Here is a 16,966-nt window from a genome sequence, read left to right as displayed (position 1 = left end):
TTATCACCAAAAAGGGTATTAGGGGGATACAAAGTGAAGAAGAAAGTATGGATTTGGATTGGATCAGTAATCGGGGTCCTAGCGATTGCGGCAGCTACCACCTTTTGGATAGTTAGTAGTAAGGCGCAGGTAGCAAGTGGTGAACCTGAAGAAATGGGAGTTATGGTACAAAAAGCGACGGAACAAGAATTGACTGAATCTATTCTTGTCACCGGGAAGATTGTTCCTGAAAGTGAACAAAAGGTATTTTTAGAGCCGGAAAATGGAGAGATAAGTGAATTTAAAGTCGAAGAAAACCAGAAAGTAACTGCTGGTGATCCTCTCTTTGTTTACGATTCTTCAAAACTACAAGTTGAGTTTAGTAGGGCGGTTCGAGAAAGAGACTTAATTCAAAAAAGAGGACAAACAGAAATAAATCAAATTGCTGATATGAACAAGAGAATTGCAGAAGCGAAAAAGCAAACGGGGACAAAACAGGTCAATGAAGAGACTGGAGAATTAGAAGTATCCACCCCGCAAGAAGATGTAAATGAACTTGCAAACGAGAAGGTTCAATTGGAAATTCAATATGAAAGTACAAAATCAGAAATTGCTTCCGCACAGGAGCAAATTAATGATTTGGATAAGCAAATAAAGGAAATGACAGTTGTAAGTAAAATCGATGGTATGGTTGTAAAAATCGATCCAAATGTAGCGAAAACAGAAACAGGGTCAAATGAGCCAGTCGTACATATTATTTCAAGTGATCCTTATAAAGTAATTGGTACAATGAGTGAATTTGATGCTGTAAAAATAAAAAAAGAACAACCCGTTATCATCCGTCCGAAAGTGTTTAAGGAAAGGGAATGGAAAGGAGCAGTTGAATCTGTTTCACAATTTCCAAACGATGAAGATGGCGGAGGAGAAGATTTCGGAGGCGGCGGTGGCAATGTAACGATGTATCCATTTAAGGTTGCTATCACGGATGATACGTCAGAATTGCGCCAAGGTTTTCATGTTTCACTTGAGATTAATGTGGGTGGAAAAGATAAATCACTTGTAATACCACATATGGCATTGATCGAAGATGAAGAAGGTATTGAGGTTGTGTATGTGTTAGTAGATGGTATGTTACAAAGACGTGAAGTACAAACAGGGAAAATGAATGATGAATTTATCGAAATAACAGAAGGTGTGGAACTAAATGAGCTCGTTGTCATTGCACCAGATGAAGGAATGCATGATGGAATGGAAGTGACCTCCTTTGATGAAGCTGAGTGAAATTACGAAAGTATACGGGGATGGATCACTGAAAGTTCCGGTTCTGCATGGTATTGATCTATCAATAGAGGATGGGGAATTCGTTTCTATTATGGGTCCCTCTGGATCTGGGAAATCAACATTAATGAATATTATTGGCTTTTTGGATTATCCATCTGCAGGTATATTTGAGTTAAATGGAGAAAAAATCGGTTCAGTAAAAGAAAAAAAACTAGCAAAGCTTAGAAATGAACATATTGGATTTGTGTTTCAACAATTCTTTTTATTGCCGAGACTTAATGCGTTAAAAAACGTAGAATCACCACTTGTTTATGCAGGTATTCCGAGACGCGAAAGAACGAAAAGAGCAAAAGAAATGCTAGAGAAAGTTGGGTTAGGTGACCGAATGGGCCATTTACCAAATCAATTATCGGGTGGTCAAAAACAACGGGTTGCTATCGCCCGGGCACTAGTGAATAATCCATCCATAATTTTAGCAGATGAGCCAACTGGGGCCCTTGATTCAAAAACAAGTGAACAAATCATGCAGCTCTTAGTTCAACTGAATAAAGAAGGAAAAACGGTCATTATCGTCACACATGAGGAAGAAATAGCGGCATACACAAACAGGATTATTACTTTAAAAGATGGCCTGATCACGGATGACCGGAGGAATATGCCATGAGTATATGGGAAAGTTTTAAAATTGCCTTATCCTCCATTTGGAATCATAAGATTAGATCTATATTAACAATGCTTGGGATTATTATTGGTGTTGCCGCCGTTATCACGATCGTTGCTATTGGTGAAGGTGCTAAGACACAAATGACAGAAGATATGTTTAGCACAGAGGAAAATGTCATAGAATTATATTATGAACCATTCCCTACTGAGGATGGGTCAGAGGTGATGTGGATGGAGCCAGAATTAACTGGCACTGATTTGGAAGCTATCCGGGAAGTCCCGGGTGTAAAAACAGTGATCGGTACCAATCAGGGCTGGGGTATGATGGTGCATAACGAGAAACAGAGTGATATGCAAATAACTGGCGTTGGTCCTGATTACTTTTCTGGGAGAAGGTTGGAGGTCGTCGAAGGACGAGCGCTTAATAGTCGAGATGTTGATAGTATGAACAGAGTTGTGATGATAGATACGGTTGCTAAAAAGAAGCTTTTTAAAGAGTCTGAACAAGTAATTGGTGAAATTGTTGATATAGATGATAATCCATATAAGATTATCGGTGTCTATGAATCACCTTTGCCTGAGATGTATCGTGGGGAAGAAGGCGAATCCTTGATGCCAAGATCATTGATTTCCATGATGTTTGGCGGAAACGAAATACAAAACATCTCTGTTATCGCTCAAGAAGCAGATACTCTCACGGAAACAGGGATGATGGCTGCACAGGAACTTACAGAGTTAAAGGGCCTTGAGGATGGTATGTATACGACATACGATATGGGAGACTGGGAAGCAGAATATGAGCAGTTCTTAACCATCATTACATTGGTTATTAGTAGCATCGCTGGTATTTCTCTATTAGTTGGTGGAATTGGTGTCATGAATATTATGCTTGTGTCTGTTACGGAAAGAACGAGGGAAATTGGTTTGAGAAAGGCATTAGGTGCAACAAGAGGGCGAATTTTATTACAGTTTCTGATCGAATCTATTACATTAACCTCTTTGGGAGGATTGATTGGTATTAGTTTTGCTGTATTAGGAGCAATGCTTGTTACGCAATTTTCTCCAATCACAGCAGTAATTAGTCCTATCGTCGTCATAATTGGTGTTGGTTTCTCAGCATTTATTGGTATTATATTTGGAATCCTTCCAGCGAATAAAGCATCAAAACTTAGTCCAATTGATGCATTAAGATACGAATAACCAGAATGGAACTGGCAGTCACTGCTATATGTGACTGTCAGTTTTTTTTCTTTAAAGTTGTTCTATTCATGCAATCGAGAGATGGGAAGTTTAAAGGTTAACTTCCATATATAATAATAATTTTCTGTTAAAATGTACTTAGAGGTGAGCAAAATGAGTGTAGCTGTAGAAGTACGTGAACTTTATGATACGAAAGAAATGAAACAAGTACATATTCTTGAGGATATGGTTTGGAAAGGAGATTCGATACCTACACATCAAACGATTACTGCCATAAAAAATGGGGGCCTCATGCTGGGGGCTTTTATTGAAGGAGAACTTGTTGGTTTTAATTATAGTTTCCCGGGATTTTTAAATGGAGAAATCTATTTATGTTCACATAATATGGGGATTCATCCAGAACATCGGGGAAAAGGAATTGGCTCCATGTTAAAAGATGTTCAAAGAGAAAAAGCTAGTGAAATGGGATATGAGCTTATTACATGGACCTTTGATCCTTTAGAGACAAGAAATGCTTACTTGAACTTGTCGAAACTACGGGCGGTTTGTAATACATATATAGAAAACTGTTATGGGGAAGTAAATGATGGTTTAAATAACGGTCTCCCGACAGATCGTTTTAAGGTAGAGTGGTGGATCAATAGCGAATATTTGCAAACACAATATGAAAAGGAAACACCAAGTACAATTATTCCCTGGGAAATGACAAAGAATGACTTGCCGCAATTAAGCGATTTCGACAGTATCCCAAATGATGAACGTATTCTCGTGCCAGTTCCGGCTAACTTTCAAGTGTTAAAAAGGATAGACCCAAATCTTGGTCTTAAATGGAGAATAAAAACTAGGGAAATATTTCAAACTTTATTTAACAAAGGGTATATAGCTATTTCCTTGGAAAGAAGTAATAACGAACCTATTCACTATTATGTGTTAGTGAAAAGAACATCATTAAATATATGAAAAGGTGAGATAAATGATCATTAAAGAAGTGATTGTACGCCAATTAAAAATGAAGATGAAATTTGATTTCACGACAAGCTTTGGAACGATTAAAGATAAAGAGTTCCTATTAATAGAAGTAAAAGATGAGCAGGGAAATAGTGGCTGGGGAGAATCTGGTGCTTTCCATGCACCATGGTATAACGAGGAAACAATTCAAACAAATTGGCATATGTTGGAGGATTTTTTGATACCAGCATTGCTACATAAAAACATAGAGCATCCTGATGAAGTTTCCGTAATCCTTTCAGACTTCCGGAGAAATTATATGGCGAAAGCAGCTATTGAAACGGCTATTTGGGATTTATATGCACGCAATAAGGGAATTTCTGTGGCAACAGCAATAGGCGGAGAAAAGTCAAAAATTGAAGTGGGTATTAGCATTGGCATTCAAGATTCAGTAGAGGATCTCCTAGATATTATTGATCAACATGTGAATGAAGGCTATAAACGCATGAAAGTGAAAATAAAGCCAGGTTGGGATATTGATGTGATTCGCCAAATTAGACAAGCGTTTCCCGACGTTCCGTTAATGGCTGATGCCAATTCCGCGTACACACTTAATGATATCGATTTATTAAAGAAATTGGACGAATTTGATCTGATGATGATTGAGCAACCATTAGCAGCGGACGATATCATTGATCATGCCAAACTGCAAAAAGAAATAAAGACACCTATTTGTTTAGATGAAAGTATTCACTCCTACGAGGATACACGGAAGGCAATTGAATTAGGAAGCTGTAAAGTTATTAATATTAAAATCGGCCGTGTTGGGGGACTAACGGAATCTAAGCGAATCCATGATCTCTGCCAAGAGCATGATATCGCTGTATGGTGTGGTGGTATGCTCGAAGCGGGAGTTGGAAGAGCTCATAATATTGCATTAACCACATTGGGAAATTTTATTTTACCAGGTGATACTGCTGGCTCTTCCCGTTATTGGGAAAAGGATATTATTGATCCAGAGGTTATTGTGAAAGATGGCTATATTGAGGTACCTAACGAGCCTGGAATAGGATACGAACCGAATTTGGACTTAATAAGACAATTTACAGTCAATGAAAAAAGCTTTTCCTAGGTTGTGGAGAAATTAGTGAAACGTAGATGGAAAAACAGACTGCTTCTTATCATCATCACTCTTTTCGTATTAGGGGCAATATTAACAAGTGGGAAGTTCGGATTAGATTTGCTGCTTGGTGGAATGTGTGGGAACAAGATTATTGAACAAAGTAACTCAAAAAATGAGAGAAAAACAGCTTATATTTTCAGAAGAGATTGCGGGGCAATGACAGGTTATTCGTATCTTTTATCCATACTTAACCAAAATAAACAACTAAAAAATAAGTCAGGTAATACATTTGTTTCGGATGAGGAATTTAGCATTGAGTGGCAAAATGATAAGTCATTAAAGGTATATTATAACAATCGTGTTAATGCGTATGAGATGGACAAACGAGTAAGTGGTGTAAAAGTTGAATATATAGGAGAACAATAAAAACATCGACATGTCAGTCGATGTTTTTATTCGTGTTTATTTCCGATTTTGCGACCAGTGAGCCCCTTCATTCATATGAACGAATGGAATATCTGTGTCGACGTCACCTATTATTCGATCAAGATTAATATCTTGTCCATCTAACCAATTTGCGAAATGAAAGGAGGTAGGTTCTTGATTTCCCCCTAAAGCAATCCATGCTTTCATGTCTCTTGGGAGATAAGCCGATGTATGTATTGTTCCAGCCCAACTCCCATATAATTTTGAAAATACCCCTTTATCTACATCGTTCATTAAACGAAAAGCATCGTATGCTTTTGCAATATGTTCCTGTTGGCCTTTCATTGCTGTTAATCTACGTTCTGAATCTACAAGATGGTTGCGATTTTCATGCTTCATTATTTCAAAGTGATTAGTGCAGAAATTAGATTGACGTACTTTCACATCGCGTGGAGATGTTTCCACAATATAGGTCTCACCACTCTGATCATAGACAACATAGCTAAAGGAATGTCGATGTGGGATTTCCTGCAACATTGCAACCGCTTCTGTCACATTAGCACATGATTCGATAATCATTCTACCAATCATACAACAGATGAATCCATCACCAGGTTTTTTTCGATGCATAAAGTTATAACCAATTGCGAGCCCTTTTTCGTTCATTCCATCCATGCGTCCAGTCACCCTTTGACTTGGACCAATCGTTGCATAACCTTGATCCGTTGGCTGATAAAGGACATAGCGGCCTTCATATGTTTTAGGGTGATAATCATAATTCCGGATTAAATAATGATCACCTGTCATAATCGAACAACCTGAATGGACATAATCTAAACGATAACCACCGAATTCCATTAATACACGTTCCATCGGCCATTCCAATGCCGCTTGCAATCCTAGTAATTCATCCCATATACCAGGAGCAAATGGAAAAATAGCTTGTTTGACTTCCTCCGCCTCTACACTAAATCGAGGTTTGCGCACTTTCCATTGTTTTTCACGGTTCTTTACTGTCAAAGAATCTTTAACCATTTCACCTTGCATATATCCAAAATCATAATGGGAACCACGGAATTGAATCACATCACTGTGAACCTTTTTCATATAACAACCTACTTTCTTCATATGTACTTATATGTATTCTTCCACATACATCTTAATATCTAACACATTTGGGTTTATTTCCGTATTATTACAGGAATAAATCTAATATAGGAAGGTGGGCGACAAATGGAGATATTTACAATCGGTCATTCTACTCATTCTAAAGAGGCGTTCACTTCCATGCTTAAATCCTTTGATATACAATTATTAGCAGATGTAAGAGCATTTCCAGGCAGTAGAAAATTTCCGCAATTTTCTCAAGATCATCTGCCAAATTGGTTACAAGTAGAAAATATTGATTATCAACATTTTAAAAAACTTGGAGGAAGAAGACCAAAGTCACAAGAAGTGGATCCCGCTTTAAATGGAGGTTGGAGAAATAGATCCTTTCACAATTATGCTGACTATACATTATCAGACTCCTTTGCAGAAGGTATAGAAAAATTGATCGAAGAGGCCGTGGAAAAGCCAGTTGCTTATTGTTGTGCTGAACGTCATCCAGCAAGATGTCATCGTCTATTAATTAGTAATTGGCTAACAGCGAATGGTTGGGATGTTCATCATATTATCGACGGTCCGAAAGGTAAAATTGATGTAGTGAAACATGAACTAGGACAATGGGGTGCAACACCACTCGTTCAGAAAGATAAGGTTATCTATCCAGAGACAAATTGAGGTCAAGTTCCATTGAACTTGACCTCAATTTTTTATATAAGCAGATGGAATAATCTACTATCTTTATCTATTTCCGTACAAGAAAAACCTTTTTGATTCATCCGCTCTATCAAGCCGTGATAATCTTCTTTTCTTTTTAATTCAATTCCGACGAGACCAGGGCCACTCTCTTTGTTGTTCTTCTTCGTATATTCAAAAGTAGTGATATCATCATCAGGTCCAAGCACGTCATCTAAAAACTCACGCAAAGCCCCAGCGCGTTGTGGGAAATTCACGATAAAATAATAAAGCAGTCCTTCATAAATCATCGATTTCTCTTTGATTTCTTGCATTCTGCCAATATCATTATTTCCACCACTGATTACGCAAACGACAGATTTTCCTTTAATTTCATCTTTGTAAAAGTCGAGGGCTGCGATTGGGAGAGCTCCAGCAGGTTCTGCAATGATCGCGTGCTGGTTATATAAATCTAAGATCGTTGTACATACTTTACCTTCAGGAACGAGTACAATATCATCCAGATATTTACGGCAAATATCGTAATTGTTTTGGCCTACACACTTCACAGCAGCTCCATCAACAAATTTATCGACCTTGTCTAAAGCCAATACACCATTATTTTCAAATGCAGCCTTCATACTGCCAGCTCCAGCCGGTTCAACACCAATCATGCGTGTATGTGGAGAGACATTTTTAATATAAGTACTTACCCCAGACATGAGACCGCCGCCGCCAATACTACCAAATACAAAATCAAGTGGTTCCTCTGTATCATTCATAATTTCAACAGCTACAGTTCCTTGGCCAGCAATCACGTCTTGATCATCAAATGGATGAATAAAGATGCGACCTTCTTCTTCTGCACAAGCCGCCGCACTCATGGATGCATCGTCAAAAGTGTCTCCAATTAAGACAATTTCTATTTGATCTTTACCAAACATTTTAACTTGGTCAATTTTTTGTCTAGGCGTTGTTTGTGGCATGAAAATTTTTCCGTTAATTCCTAAGTTTGCACAAGCAAATGCAACACCTTGAGCATGGTTTCCGGCGCTAGCACATATAATGCCTTTTTCCCGTGCTTCTATTTCAATTGTTTTTATCTTATAAAAAGCACCGCGTAATTTAAATGATCGGACATGTTGTAAGTCTTCTCTTTTCACATACACATGACAATCATATTTTTCAGATAATCGCTCGTTTTTTTGCAAAGGCGTATGTGCCACCAGATCTTTTAAGCGCTGATACGCAATCAGAATATCTTCTACATGCACAGTCGTTGTTTTCTCCTTCGTTTGATTCATGGCGTCCATTCACTTCCTCCGCTTTCTTTGAACATTTCTAAATTATAACATGAAACGAAAAGAAAAATCAAAGGAATATTCTAAATATTGAATGTGAGAGTTGTTATTTATGATCATACTCATAAGTATTAATGAGACTAAAGCTAGAAAGCGCGTTTTACATTAATTGAGTGAATGTTATCCACAAAGATCTCTTTTTATACTGTGTTATACAACACTAAATCTTGCTAATGGTAATAATTTAAATAATATTTGTCTTTTTAAATAATAAAGGGGAACTTATCTACATATGAAAAGGGAGGAGGATAATTATATGCACTATGATCATTTCCCAAGAAAACCTTATCCACAAATCCCATACAATTAGTGAATGCCTCATGAGATATCAACAATAACTTTATATATTTACATGATGCCATAGATATTTGTGGATAAGTGTAGATATTTAATCCACAGAATAGGCTAATCGTTTAATTGCTAACAGCTATATCTATAATAGGTGTCTATTTTACTCTTTTTTTGTAATAAAGTAGTAAATCTATCCACTGGTTATTCACAATATTCACAGTTTTATCCACAATATTAACAACCCACTCTGAATAAGTTCTTTTTTTATTCGTATAAGATCTTGCATTTTAAAGAAAATGAGACTTTATACCAGTCAGAATAGTGTTAAAATGGTCGATATGAGTATTTTTTAGGGGGTAGAAGGAATGGATGAAAAATTTAATAGTCCGAAGGGATTCGGACAGATACTTGATCTTACTTTTAGTTTGAGTAAAAATAAGTTCCGAGATTTTTTCATGATTTTACTTATTTTTATGGGTCCCATTTATTTACTACAAGCGTTGATTCAGCTGATTTTTGGCGTGGGCTTTTTTAGGGAAGTAGGGGGTAGTGGACCATGGTATGAGCAGGTTGCTTCTAGTTTTGGTGAAACCGAAGTAAATATGGGAGCGAATTTAGGTACGGGCTTCGTTGGATTTATGAGTTATTTCCTTTTTCCAGTTGCTTCAGCAGCGATTTTACTTGCTGTCAATCATATTAGAAAAAATGAAGAATATACGATTGGCTCGGTGATTAAACAAGCATTTTCAAGATATTGGCCAATGCTTGGTAGCACAATGCTATTTAGCCTCTTTGTATTTGGTCTTGTATTTTTTCCTATTCTTATTATTACGCTAGTAAGTGTTCTAGGTGCGGTCGCACTCCCAGCATTAGGTATTATATTAGCGATTATTCTATTTTTAGGGTTTGCTGTTGGGATCGGCTATTTATTAACTCGGTGGAGTTTTTATTTTGGTTCAGTTGTATTGGGCGAAGGTTCACCAGGATATACAAGAAGTTGGAGACTTACTCGGAAACGCACTTGGGCACTCATCGGCCTTTATATTGTGTTTTTCTTAATCATTACTAGTATTAGCGTTGCTATTGAACTAACATTTGGTTTGTTTTTAGGAAATAGTGTACTATTGTCGCTTATTACAAGTGTAGCAACGATATTTACTACATTAATATTATCTGTTGGTTATGCTGTAATGTATCTTGATTTAAAAATAAGACATGATGCAGATGATTTAAAGGATATGATAGAAGATTATAACGTTAAATAATGAACCTATCAAAGGTGATAATCTATGGTAAATGTAGACGAAGCAAGAGATGAACTGGAAAAAATTTTAAGTAAAAGAGAATATACGATATATCATGATCAATCTAATAATATATTTGCAACTTGGTGGGAAAAAGCGAAGAAGTGGATAGCGGAACAACTAGAGCGGTTGTTCCCTTCCCTTGAGGCGACTAATACAGCGGCAGAGTGGCTTATTGCCATTATTATTGCTGTGGTAGTTATTCTATTAGCAGTCACTATATTCTTTATTGTACGTAACAGGAACCGTAAGCGTTTGTTTCGTGAGAAAACCCCGCTCCATTCTACAAAGGAGTTGGATTGGTCCTATCACATGCATTTATCAGAAGCGAAGAAACAAGAGCATTCGGAAAAACATACCCTCGCAACTCGTCATCTCTTTTTAGCGTTACTTCTTTATTTTCACGATAAGGAATGGTTAGAGGCGAGAATATGGAAAACCAATTGGGAGTACTATGAAGAATTGAAAAAGGTAAATCGGCAATGGGCAGACCAATTTTATCATCTAGCCTCTTTTTTCGATGAAGCGACATATGGAGAACGAGAAGTAGAGATAGAGGAGTACATTCAGTTCCGAACGGAAGTTATGAAATGGCTGGGAGAATCGGATGAAGTAGTATAAAGATAGGAAGAAAGGAGGTACGTCGACACGTTGCAGAAACAAATATCGAATAAAAGAATGTGGATTTGGCTATCACTTCTTCTTATTGTGTTTATGTTTTCAAGTTATTTTATCATTGAAAAACAGCCAAAGGAATATCCAATATATGCTTCAGATTCTCCTTCTCCAACAGGTGTGAAGGCATTTTATACATACTTAAAGAACAATAATGATGCAGTTAAAAGATGGTCTGTTTCACCTGAAAAACTACCAAGTAATACAGGGAAACAAGTGTTGGTTATGATCGAACCTTATTTTATCCCGGATAGTGGTGAAATCGAAGCATATGAGGCTTTCATGCAAGCGGGGAATACGATTCTTTTATTTCATGAAAATCCAAAAGGGATGTTTGATTTATCTGTAGAGTTAAAGGAAGCGGATCTTACTATTGTAAAAGATCATAAAGGAACAGGGCATAGGGTGGAGGAAACTACGCCGGTACGCCTGCAACCAACGGATCAAGATGAAGTCTTATTATCTGATGAAGCCGGAACAATGGCGTTCAAACGTTCAGTTGGTGATGGACAATTGATTGTATCTAATTCCCCAGTGTGGCTCACAAATGGAAAAATATTAAAGGAAGATCATTTACCACTGATTTTATCACTTATAAACGAAGCAGATGCAAATATATTTTTATTTGATGAATACATACATGGTGGGAAGAATGCAGAGCATGTTTTGACTTTATATCCACGCTGGTTCTTATTATTGATGTTGCAAGGAGTAATAGTTACTATCCTTTGGCTATGGTACAGAGGTAAAAGATTTGGACCTATTTTCATTCCGAGAGAAGAAACGGTTCGATATAGTGATGAAGGAGTCAGTGCATTAGCAGCTTGGTATATTAGAGGCCGACGTTATCATGATTCGTTAGTGATCCAAGCTGATTACGTTAAATTATTACTGCAAGAGCGTTGGAGAATTCCTTATCGGAAAGAGTGGAATGACCTTTTTGAGCAATTAGAACAAAAGTGGCCACATATGCCCAAAGCGGAAATTCAATCTCTTCTTAATGGCTTAACGAATGTATTAGAAAAAGAGACAATGAGTAAACAAGAATATTTACTATGGTCGAAAAGGATAGAGCGAATGAGGAAAGAGGTGGAAGAAGAATGAGAACACAAATTTTAACTTTATTAGAAAAATATGAGGAGCGAATTTTAGGTCAAAGTACGAATCTCCGACTATTATTATCTGCGATTTTAGCAGGTGGACATGTACTATTGGAAGGAGTTCCTGGTACGGGAAAAACGCAGATGGTGAGAACGCTAGCTAGTTTACTTGGTGGAAGTTTTCATCGAATCCAGTTTACTCCTGATCTACTTCCAAGTGATATTACAGGAAGTATGATTTATAACATGAAAGAGAGCACTTTTGAAACATTGAAAGGACCTGTGTTCACAAATATTCTGTTAGCAGATGAAATTAACAGAACTCCAGCTAAAACGCAAGCAGCACTATTAGAGGCGATGGAAGAGAAGCAAGTAACAATTCAAGGAAAAACTTATCCGTTACCTGATGTGTTTTTTGTTGTAGCAACACAAAATCCAATTGAATTTGAAGGTACATACCCATTACCAGAAGCGCAACAAGATCGCTTTCTATTTAAGCTTCATATTGAATTTCCATCATTTGAGGAAGAGAAAAATGTGTTACAACAAGTGATTGAAAATAGCTATGATGCCAGTCTTGTTGCTTCCATGCTAGATATGGATACTTTTATAACGATTAGAAAAGAAATAGAGCAAGTTACGGTAGGCGAAGGTGTATTAGATTACATCATGCAAATTGTTCGAAAAACACGAGAGACAGAATCAATTCGTTTTGGAGCGAGTACACGAGCGGGGATTTCTATTGGAAAAGCAGGTCAAGCATGGGCCTATTTAGCTGGTCGGGATTATGTGACTCCGGATGATATAAAGATTGTAGCGAAACCTTCACTAAGACATCGGATACAATTATCCCCACATGTAGAATTGGAGGGAGCGGCCGTTGACCAAATCATCGAAGAACTTGTGGGGTCGATTCCTGTTCCAAGGTAGAGGAGTATTGCCGACAAAAAGATTACTCGTTATTTTTATCATTTTGTCCATCGTATTTCTGTTGATTGGAAGTTTATTTAATATTTCCTGGACATTCATCCTCGCGATGAATATCGTTGTTGTTTTAGCAAGTATGTTAGATTTGTTTTTTTCACCAGGAAAAAAACAATTGTCATTTCAACGGACAATCATACAAGAGATGGAGAGGGATCTTTTATATCCAATACAGGTACAAATAAAAAATGCGTCCCTACATCCTTTTACCTTTTCCATGGTAGATGGTATTCCCCAATCCTTTGAGAGCCCTTTTCCGCTCAAAGGGAAAGTGAAGGAATCAACAAACTTGGTTACTTATGAAACGAAGGCAACCGTGAGAGGGAAATATGATATCCAGCAGCTCTATTTTCGTTATACAAGCCAATTAGGTTTGTGGCAAAAGCAAAGCACGATTGAATTAGCAGACTCCGTTAAGGTAATACCAGATTTAACAGAGACGAAGCAATACTTGCAAGATGCACAGAAATTTTTACTATATGAAGGTTTGAAGATTCGAAGGCAACAAAGAGGGGTAGGGGACTTTGCCCAGATCAGAAACTATGTTGTCGGGGACGATCCCCGAATGATCAACTGGCGACAAACAGCGAAGCTCCAAGCAGTTATGACCAATGAATATGAACCAGAGCACGGAAAATATATAACGATATTAATTGATTGTGGGAGAATGATGGGAGCAGAACTCACGAAAGGCAATCGGCTTGAAAAAGTACTAGAGGCCGCGCTAACTGTTACGGCAGCAGCTCTCCAAAAAGGAGATTACGTGTCTGTACTCGCTTTTTCAAAGGAAGTAAAGGTTTTTGTCCCACCAGCAAAAGGGATGGCGCATTTACAAACAGTACTCCAATCTCTTTATAATCTTAAAGTAGATTCTGCTGAATCTAATTATGGTGCTGTTCTGTCCTATTTAGAAACAATGCAAAAGAAACGCAGTCTTTTATTGTTATTCAGCGATGTTCGCACTTTTCTTCATGAAGGAAGCGCCCTAACATATTTGCAAAAACTCAGACGAAGACATTTATTTTTAATGATTGGAATAGAGGATAGGATGCTTTTAGAAAGGGTAAATGAAGAGCCAGTAGATGTGCGGAGTGCGATGGTGAAGAGTATCGCACAGCAACAAATACTATTCAAGAAAAGGGAGAAAGCAAAATGGGAAAGGCAAGGCCTCCAAATGATTGAGGCCCGTGAAGAAAATCTCGCTACAATAGCTGTTTCCCACTATATTGATATTATGAATCGAAATCTTATATAGCTTGTTTTTTCGATAATAACGACTTACCGATTAATATATATAAGATTAAGCCGATTACCGTCAAGAAAGCTACCGTATATTTGGCTTCCAAAGAAATAGCTGCTGGAGTGATGAAACCTTCGATTAATCCAGCGATAACAAATAAAGGAATGGTACCGAGTAATAATTGGACGGAGCGCTTCGCTTGTGTTTTCAATTGGTATCCCCGTGAAAGTGCCCCTGGAACAAAGAGCTTATAGCCCATTAATAAGCCTGCACCACCAGCAATAAAAATGGCTGTAAGCTCAATCATTCCATGAGGAACGATATATGCCCAAAACTCATATGTCTTTCCGTGATGCCAAAATAATGCAGCAAGCGCTCCAACCAAAATGCCATTATAAATAAGTACATAAACGGTCAATAATCCAAATGTGACACCACCTGCAAATGCCAATATGGCCACTTGAATATTATTAGTCATGATACTCGCAGACATAATGGAGGAATATACTTGGCCATCCCCGCTTCCCAGTTGATCGGGATTAACACCTTGGGCCATTTCCGCAGGTAAGATTGCATACATATGGAGAGGGTCATTCATAACGGAGAAAAAGCTTCCTAATGCGCCGATTGTAAATAAAATCATTGCTATAACGATAGTCTTCCACTGTTCCAGAAACAACCGTATAAAAGTAGTACTCAAAAAATGGCCAATTTGTTTCATACTTGATACTTGATCTTTATATAAAAGATTGTGTGATTTCGCTACAAGTCCATTTAAGTAAAGTGTTACCTCTTCGTTTGGAAAATAAGTTTGTGAGTATGAAAGATTCTGAGCTGCTTTTTGATAAAGATGATAAAAATGATCAATCTTGGCACCAGTAATGGCGACTCTTTTCTTATGTAATGCTGTTACCAACTGCTCAAGCTGTTGCCAATCAGCACGATGTTGCTGTACAAATTTCTTTATGTTCATTTTGACACCTTCTTGTTTAATAGTATTGTTACGAGAATGCTCGTGAAAAAGTATGACGGGCAGTAATTTGCTTGTTATGGCTAGTAAAAAGGTATGATGGCCAGTAATTGCATGGTGACGGCTTGTGAAAAATTACGCCGGCCAGTAATTTTCTTGCGACGGCTTGTAAAAAGGTATAACGGCCAGAAAATGTCATGTGATGGCTTGTAAAAAGGTATAACGGCCAGAAAATGTCATGCGACGGCTTGTAAAAAGGTATAACGGCCAGAAAATGTCATGTGACGGCTTGTAAAAAAGCATAACCGCCAGTAAAACTAGATTCAGTCATAGATATGTATAAATGGCTCAAGAATTCCACCATAACAGCTATTTAAAATGGATAGATACTCTATATTATAGATACTTTCTAGATGAATAGAAACAATTTTGGAAAAACAACCTAGAAATGGAGGAATTGTGATGAATCAAGAGCAAGTTGGAATTAAAACACCTGAATTCGTATCTCTTCAATTTCAGCTCGCAGGTTTAGGGAGTAGAACCGCCGCATTTATCATTGATCAGCTTATTTTAATGACAGCGAATATTTTAATTTTTGTTGTTCTATTTGTCCTGATTCTTGGGGAGCCAGATATATTTGCTGTTGGAGATATAAATTCACTTATCTTGGGAATTACCATTGTCGTTCTATTTGTTATTAATTGGGGGTATTTTGTTGCCTTTGAATTTTTTTCAGGTGGAAGGACAATTGGCAAGCGGTGGATTGGCATTCGCGTAATTCAGGATAACGGTCATAGTTTGACGCTTCTTTCTAGTTTTATTAGAAATCTTCTCCGCATCGTGGATTCCTTACCAACAAGTTATTTTCTAGGGATCATTATGATTTTCTTCCATTCTAAACATAAAAGAATTGGAGATCTCGTTGCGGGAACGATTGTTGTTCACGAAAGGAAAGCGAAACGTAGAAAGAAACTTTCTCCAATTGAAAAGGAAATTGAAAAAAAGGGTCTTACGAAAGATGATCTTAAAATGGAAGAATGGGCATTAAAATCAATAGAACAGAAAGATTGGAATTTAATCAAAACGTATAGCAATCGTTTGGTTCAGTTGCCATTAAGTGAGAGATATGAGCTTACCGAACAAGTGGCAGGCATTTTATTACCAAAACTAGGATTAGAAGTGGAAGGAAGAATTAATCATGATCTAGAGAACACGCTTCTTATTCTTTATTTGATCCTTAAAGAAGAGTGGGAATACGAGTTGTAGTAAGGACAGGGGGCAGGTACATATGGAAAATTTAAAATTAACTATCTTTCAAGATGAAAAATTTACTGGTTATTCTCTTGAGATGGAAATGAAGAAAATGCTTGGGAAAATAAATTACCGGTTGGTATCAATGAGTTTTGAAAAGGTTCAACAGAGATATGTTTTTAAGAAGTTGAATTTAATAGATATAGATTTAACAATTGAGGATACAGGCACAGAAACTCGTGATCTTAGCGACTTAGATCATTTTGAAAGTGTGGCGGATATTATTATTGAAGGGCTAGAAAATCTATCACTTGAATTTTATGGTATTGAATAATGATAGGGATGCCAGTCACTTCTGAGATTTTCTGAATGTCGAGAAGTGACTGAGCGT

The 16,966-nt window shown here is 37.3% G+C and carries 17 protein-coding genes; 14 read left to right on the top strand and 3 right to left on the bottom strand.

What is annotated here, in order from left to right:
- Positions 1 to 33 precede the first annotated feature (33 nt).
- From BLE01S_RS13170 to BLE01S_RS13145, 6 genes are all read left to right on the top strand, one after another.
- On the top strand, positions 34 to 1,260 hold the full coding sequence (locus BLE01S_RS13170; RefSeq protein WP_066142840.1) for an efflux RND transporter periplasmic adaptor subunit: 1,227 nt from the start codon (positions 34 to 36) through the stop codon (positions 1,258 to 1,260).
- Positions 1,244 to 1,924: an ABC transporter ATP-binding protein gene (locus BLE01S_RS13165; RefSeq protein ID WP_111703381.1), complete on the top strand. Its 681-nt coding sequence runs from the start codon at positions 1,244 to 1,246 to the stop codon at positions 1,922 to 1,924. The genes BLE01S_RS13170 and BLE01S_RS13165 overlap by 17 nt, the downstream gene beginning before the upstream one ends.
- A complete protein-coding gene (locus tag BLE01S_RS13160; protein WP_066142838.1) occupies positions 1,921 to 3,123 on the top strand; it encodes an ABC transporter permease in 1,203 nt (400 codons plus the stop codon). The genes BLE01S_RS13165 and BLE01S_RS13160 overlap by 4 nt, the downstream gene beginning before the upstream one ends.
- Positions 3,124 to 3,276: 153 nt before the next feature.
- A complete protein-coding gene (locus BLE01S_RS13155; protein WP_066142835.1) occupies positions 3,277 to 4,083 on the top strand; it encodes a GNAT family N-acetyltransferase in 807 nt (268 codons plus the stop codon).
- Between the two features lie 13 nt (positions 4,084 to 4,096).
- Positions 4,097 to 5,203: an o-succinylbenzoate synthase gene (gene menC, locus BLE01S_RS13150; RefSeq protein WP_066142833.1), complete on the top strand. Its 1,107-nt coding sequence runs from the start codon at positions 4,097 to 4,099 to the stop codon at positions 5,201 to 5,203.
- Positions 5,204 to 5,218: 15 nt separating this feature from the next.
- Complete coding sequence (locus tag BLE01S_RS13145) at positions 5,219 to 5,620, top strand: hypothetical protein (RefSeq protein WP_231955880.1); 402 nt, start codon at positions 5,219 to 5,221, stop codon at positions 5,618 to 5,620.
- Between the two features lie 36 nt (positions 5,621 to 5,656).
- Here BLE01S_RS13145 and BLE01S_RS13140 read toward each other — a convergent pair whose 3' ends face one another.
- Positions 5,657 to 6,727: a C45 family autoproteolytic acyltransferase/hydrolase gene (locus BLE01S_RS13140; protein WP_066142831.1), complete on the bottom strand. Its 1,071-nt coding sequence runs from the start codon at positions 6,725 to 6,727 to the stop codon at positions 5,657 to 5,659.
- 126 nt (positions 6,728 to 6,853) lie between these two features.
- Here BLE01S_RS13140 and BLE01S_RS13135 point away from each other — a divergent pair, with 126 nt between their 5' ends.
- Complete coding sequence (locus BLE01S_RS13135; RefSeq protein WP_066142828.1) at positions 6,854 to 7,402, top strand: DUF488 domain-containing protein; 549 nt, start codon at positions 6,854 to 6,856, stop codon at positions 7,400 to 7,402.
- 32 nt (positions 7,403 to 7,434) lie between these two features.
- Here the strand turns inward: BLE01S_RS13135 and ilvA are convergent, their stop codons facing one another.
- Complete coding sequence (gene ilvA, locus BLE01S_RS13130) at positions 7,435 to 8,703, bottom strand: threonine ammonia-lyase IlvA (RefSeq protein WP_066143412.1); 1,269 nt, start codon at positions 8,701 to 8,703, stop codon at positions 7,435 to 7,437.
- Between the two features lie 713 nt (positions 8,704 to 9,416).
- Between ilvA and BLE01S_RS13125 the strand changes: the two genes are divergently transcribed.
- Genes BLE01S_RS13125 through BLE01S_RS13105 form a run of 5 tightly spaced genes read left to right on the top strand, consistent with a single transcriptional unit; the run spans position 9,417 to position 14,369 of the window.
- Complete coding sequence (locus BLE01S_RS13125; RefSeq protein WP_066142825.1) at positions 9,417 to 10,316, top strand: DUF7847 domain-containing protein; 900 nt, start codon at positions 9,417 to 9,419, stop codon at positions 10,314 to 10,316.
- A 24-nt stretch (positions 10,317 to 10,340) separates the two neighbouring features.
- Positions 10,341 to 10,976 carry a DUF4129 domain-containing protein gene (locus BLE01S_RS13120; RefSeq protein WP_066142821.1) on the top strand — a complete coding sequence of 212 codons (636 nt, stop codon included), beginning with the start codon at positions 10,341 to 10,343 and terminating at the stop codon, positions 10,974 to 10,976.
- 30 nt (positions 10,977 to 11,006) lie between these two features.
- Positions 11,007 to 12,134, top strand: a complete 1,128-nt coding sequence (locus tag BLE01S_RS13115; protein WP_231955881.1) for a DUF4350 domain-containing protein — start codon at positions 11,007 to 11,009, stop codon at positions 12,132 to 12,134.
- Positions 12,131 to 13,060 (top strand): AAA family ATPase, encoded by a 930-nt coding sequence (locus BLE01S_RS13110; protein ID WP_066142818.1) that lies wholly within the window; start codon positions 12,131 to 12,133, stop codon positions 13,058 to 13,060. The genes BLE01S_RS13115 and BLE01S_RS13110 overlap by 4 nt, the downstream gene beginning before the upstream one ends.
- Positions 13,011 to 14,369, top strand: coding sequence for a DUF58 domain-containing protein (locus BLE01S_RS13105; protein WP_231955882.1), 1,359 nt, complete (start codon positions 13,011 to 13,013; stop codon positions 14,367 to 14,369). Before BLE01S_RS13110 ends, BLE01S_RS13105 begins: the two co-directional genes overlap by 50 nt.
- Here BLE01S_RS13105 and BLE01S_RS13100 read toward each other — a convergent pair.
- Complete coding sequence (locus BLE01S_RS13100; RefSeq protein WP_066142812.1) at positions 14,362 to 15,327, bottom strand: stage II sporulation protein M; 966 nt, start codon at positions 15,325 to 15,327, stop codon at positions 14,362 to 14,364. The two genes, BLE01S_RS13105 and BLE01S_RS13100, sit on opposite strands and share 8 nt — an antisense overlap.
- Before the next feature lie 459 nt (positions 15,328 to 15,786).
- On the opposite strand from BLE01S_RS13100, the gene BLE01S_RS13095 reads away from it, so the two are divergent.
- Together BLE01S_RS13095 and BLE01S_RS13090 are read left to right on the top strand one after the other, a co-directional pair.
- A complete protein-coding gene (locus tag BLE01S_RS13095; RefSeq protein ID WP_066142809.1) occupies positions 15,787 to 16,590 on the top strand; it encodes an RDD family protein in 804 nt (267 codons plus the stop codon).
- Between the two features lie 22 nt (positions 16,591 to 16,612).
- Positions 16,613 to 16,909: a hypothetical protein gene (locus BLE01S_RS13090; RefSeq protein ID WP_066142806.1), complete on the top strand. Its 297-nt coding sequence runs from the start codon at positions 16,613 to 16,615 to the stop codon at positions 16,907 to 16,909.
- The last annotated feature ends 57 nt before the right edge of the window (positions 16,910 to 16,966 follow it).

Origin of the sequence: Lederbergia lenta NBRC 16444 (assembly GCF_001591545.1) — a bacterium.
In the GTDB taxonomy this organism is placed as follows: domain Bacteria; phylum Bacillota; class Bacilli; order Bacillales; family Bacillaceae_C; genus Lederbergia; species Lederbergia lenta.
Note: the sequence above shows the minus strand (reverse complement) of the source record. Positions and strands in the feature narration are given on the sequence as shown.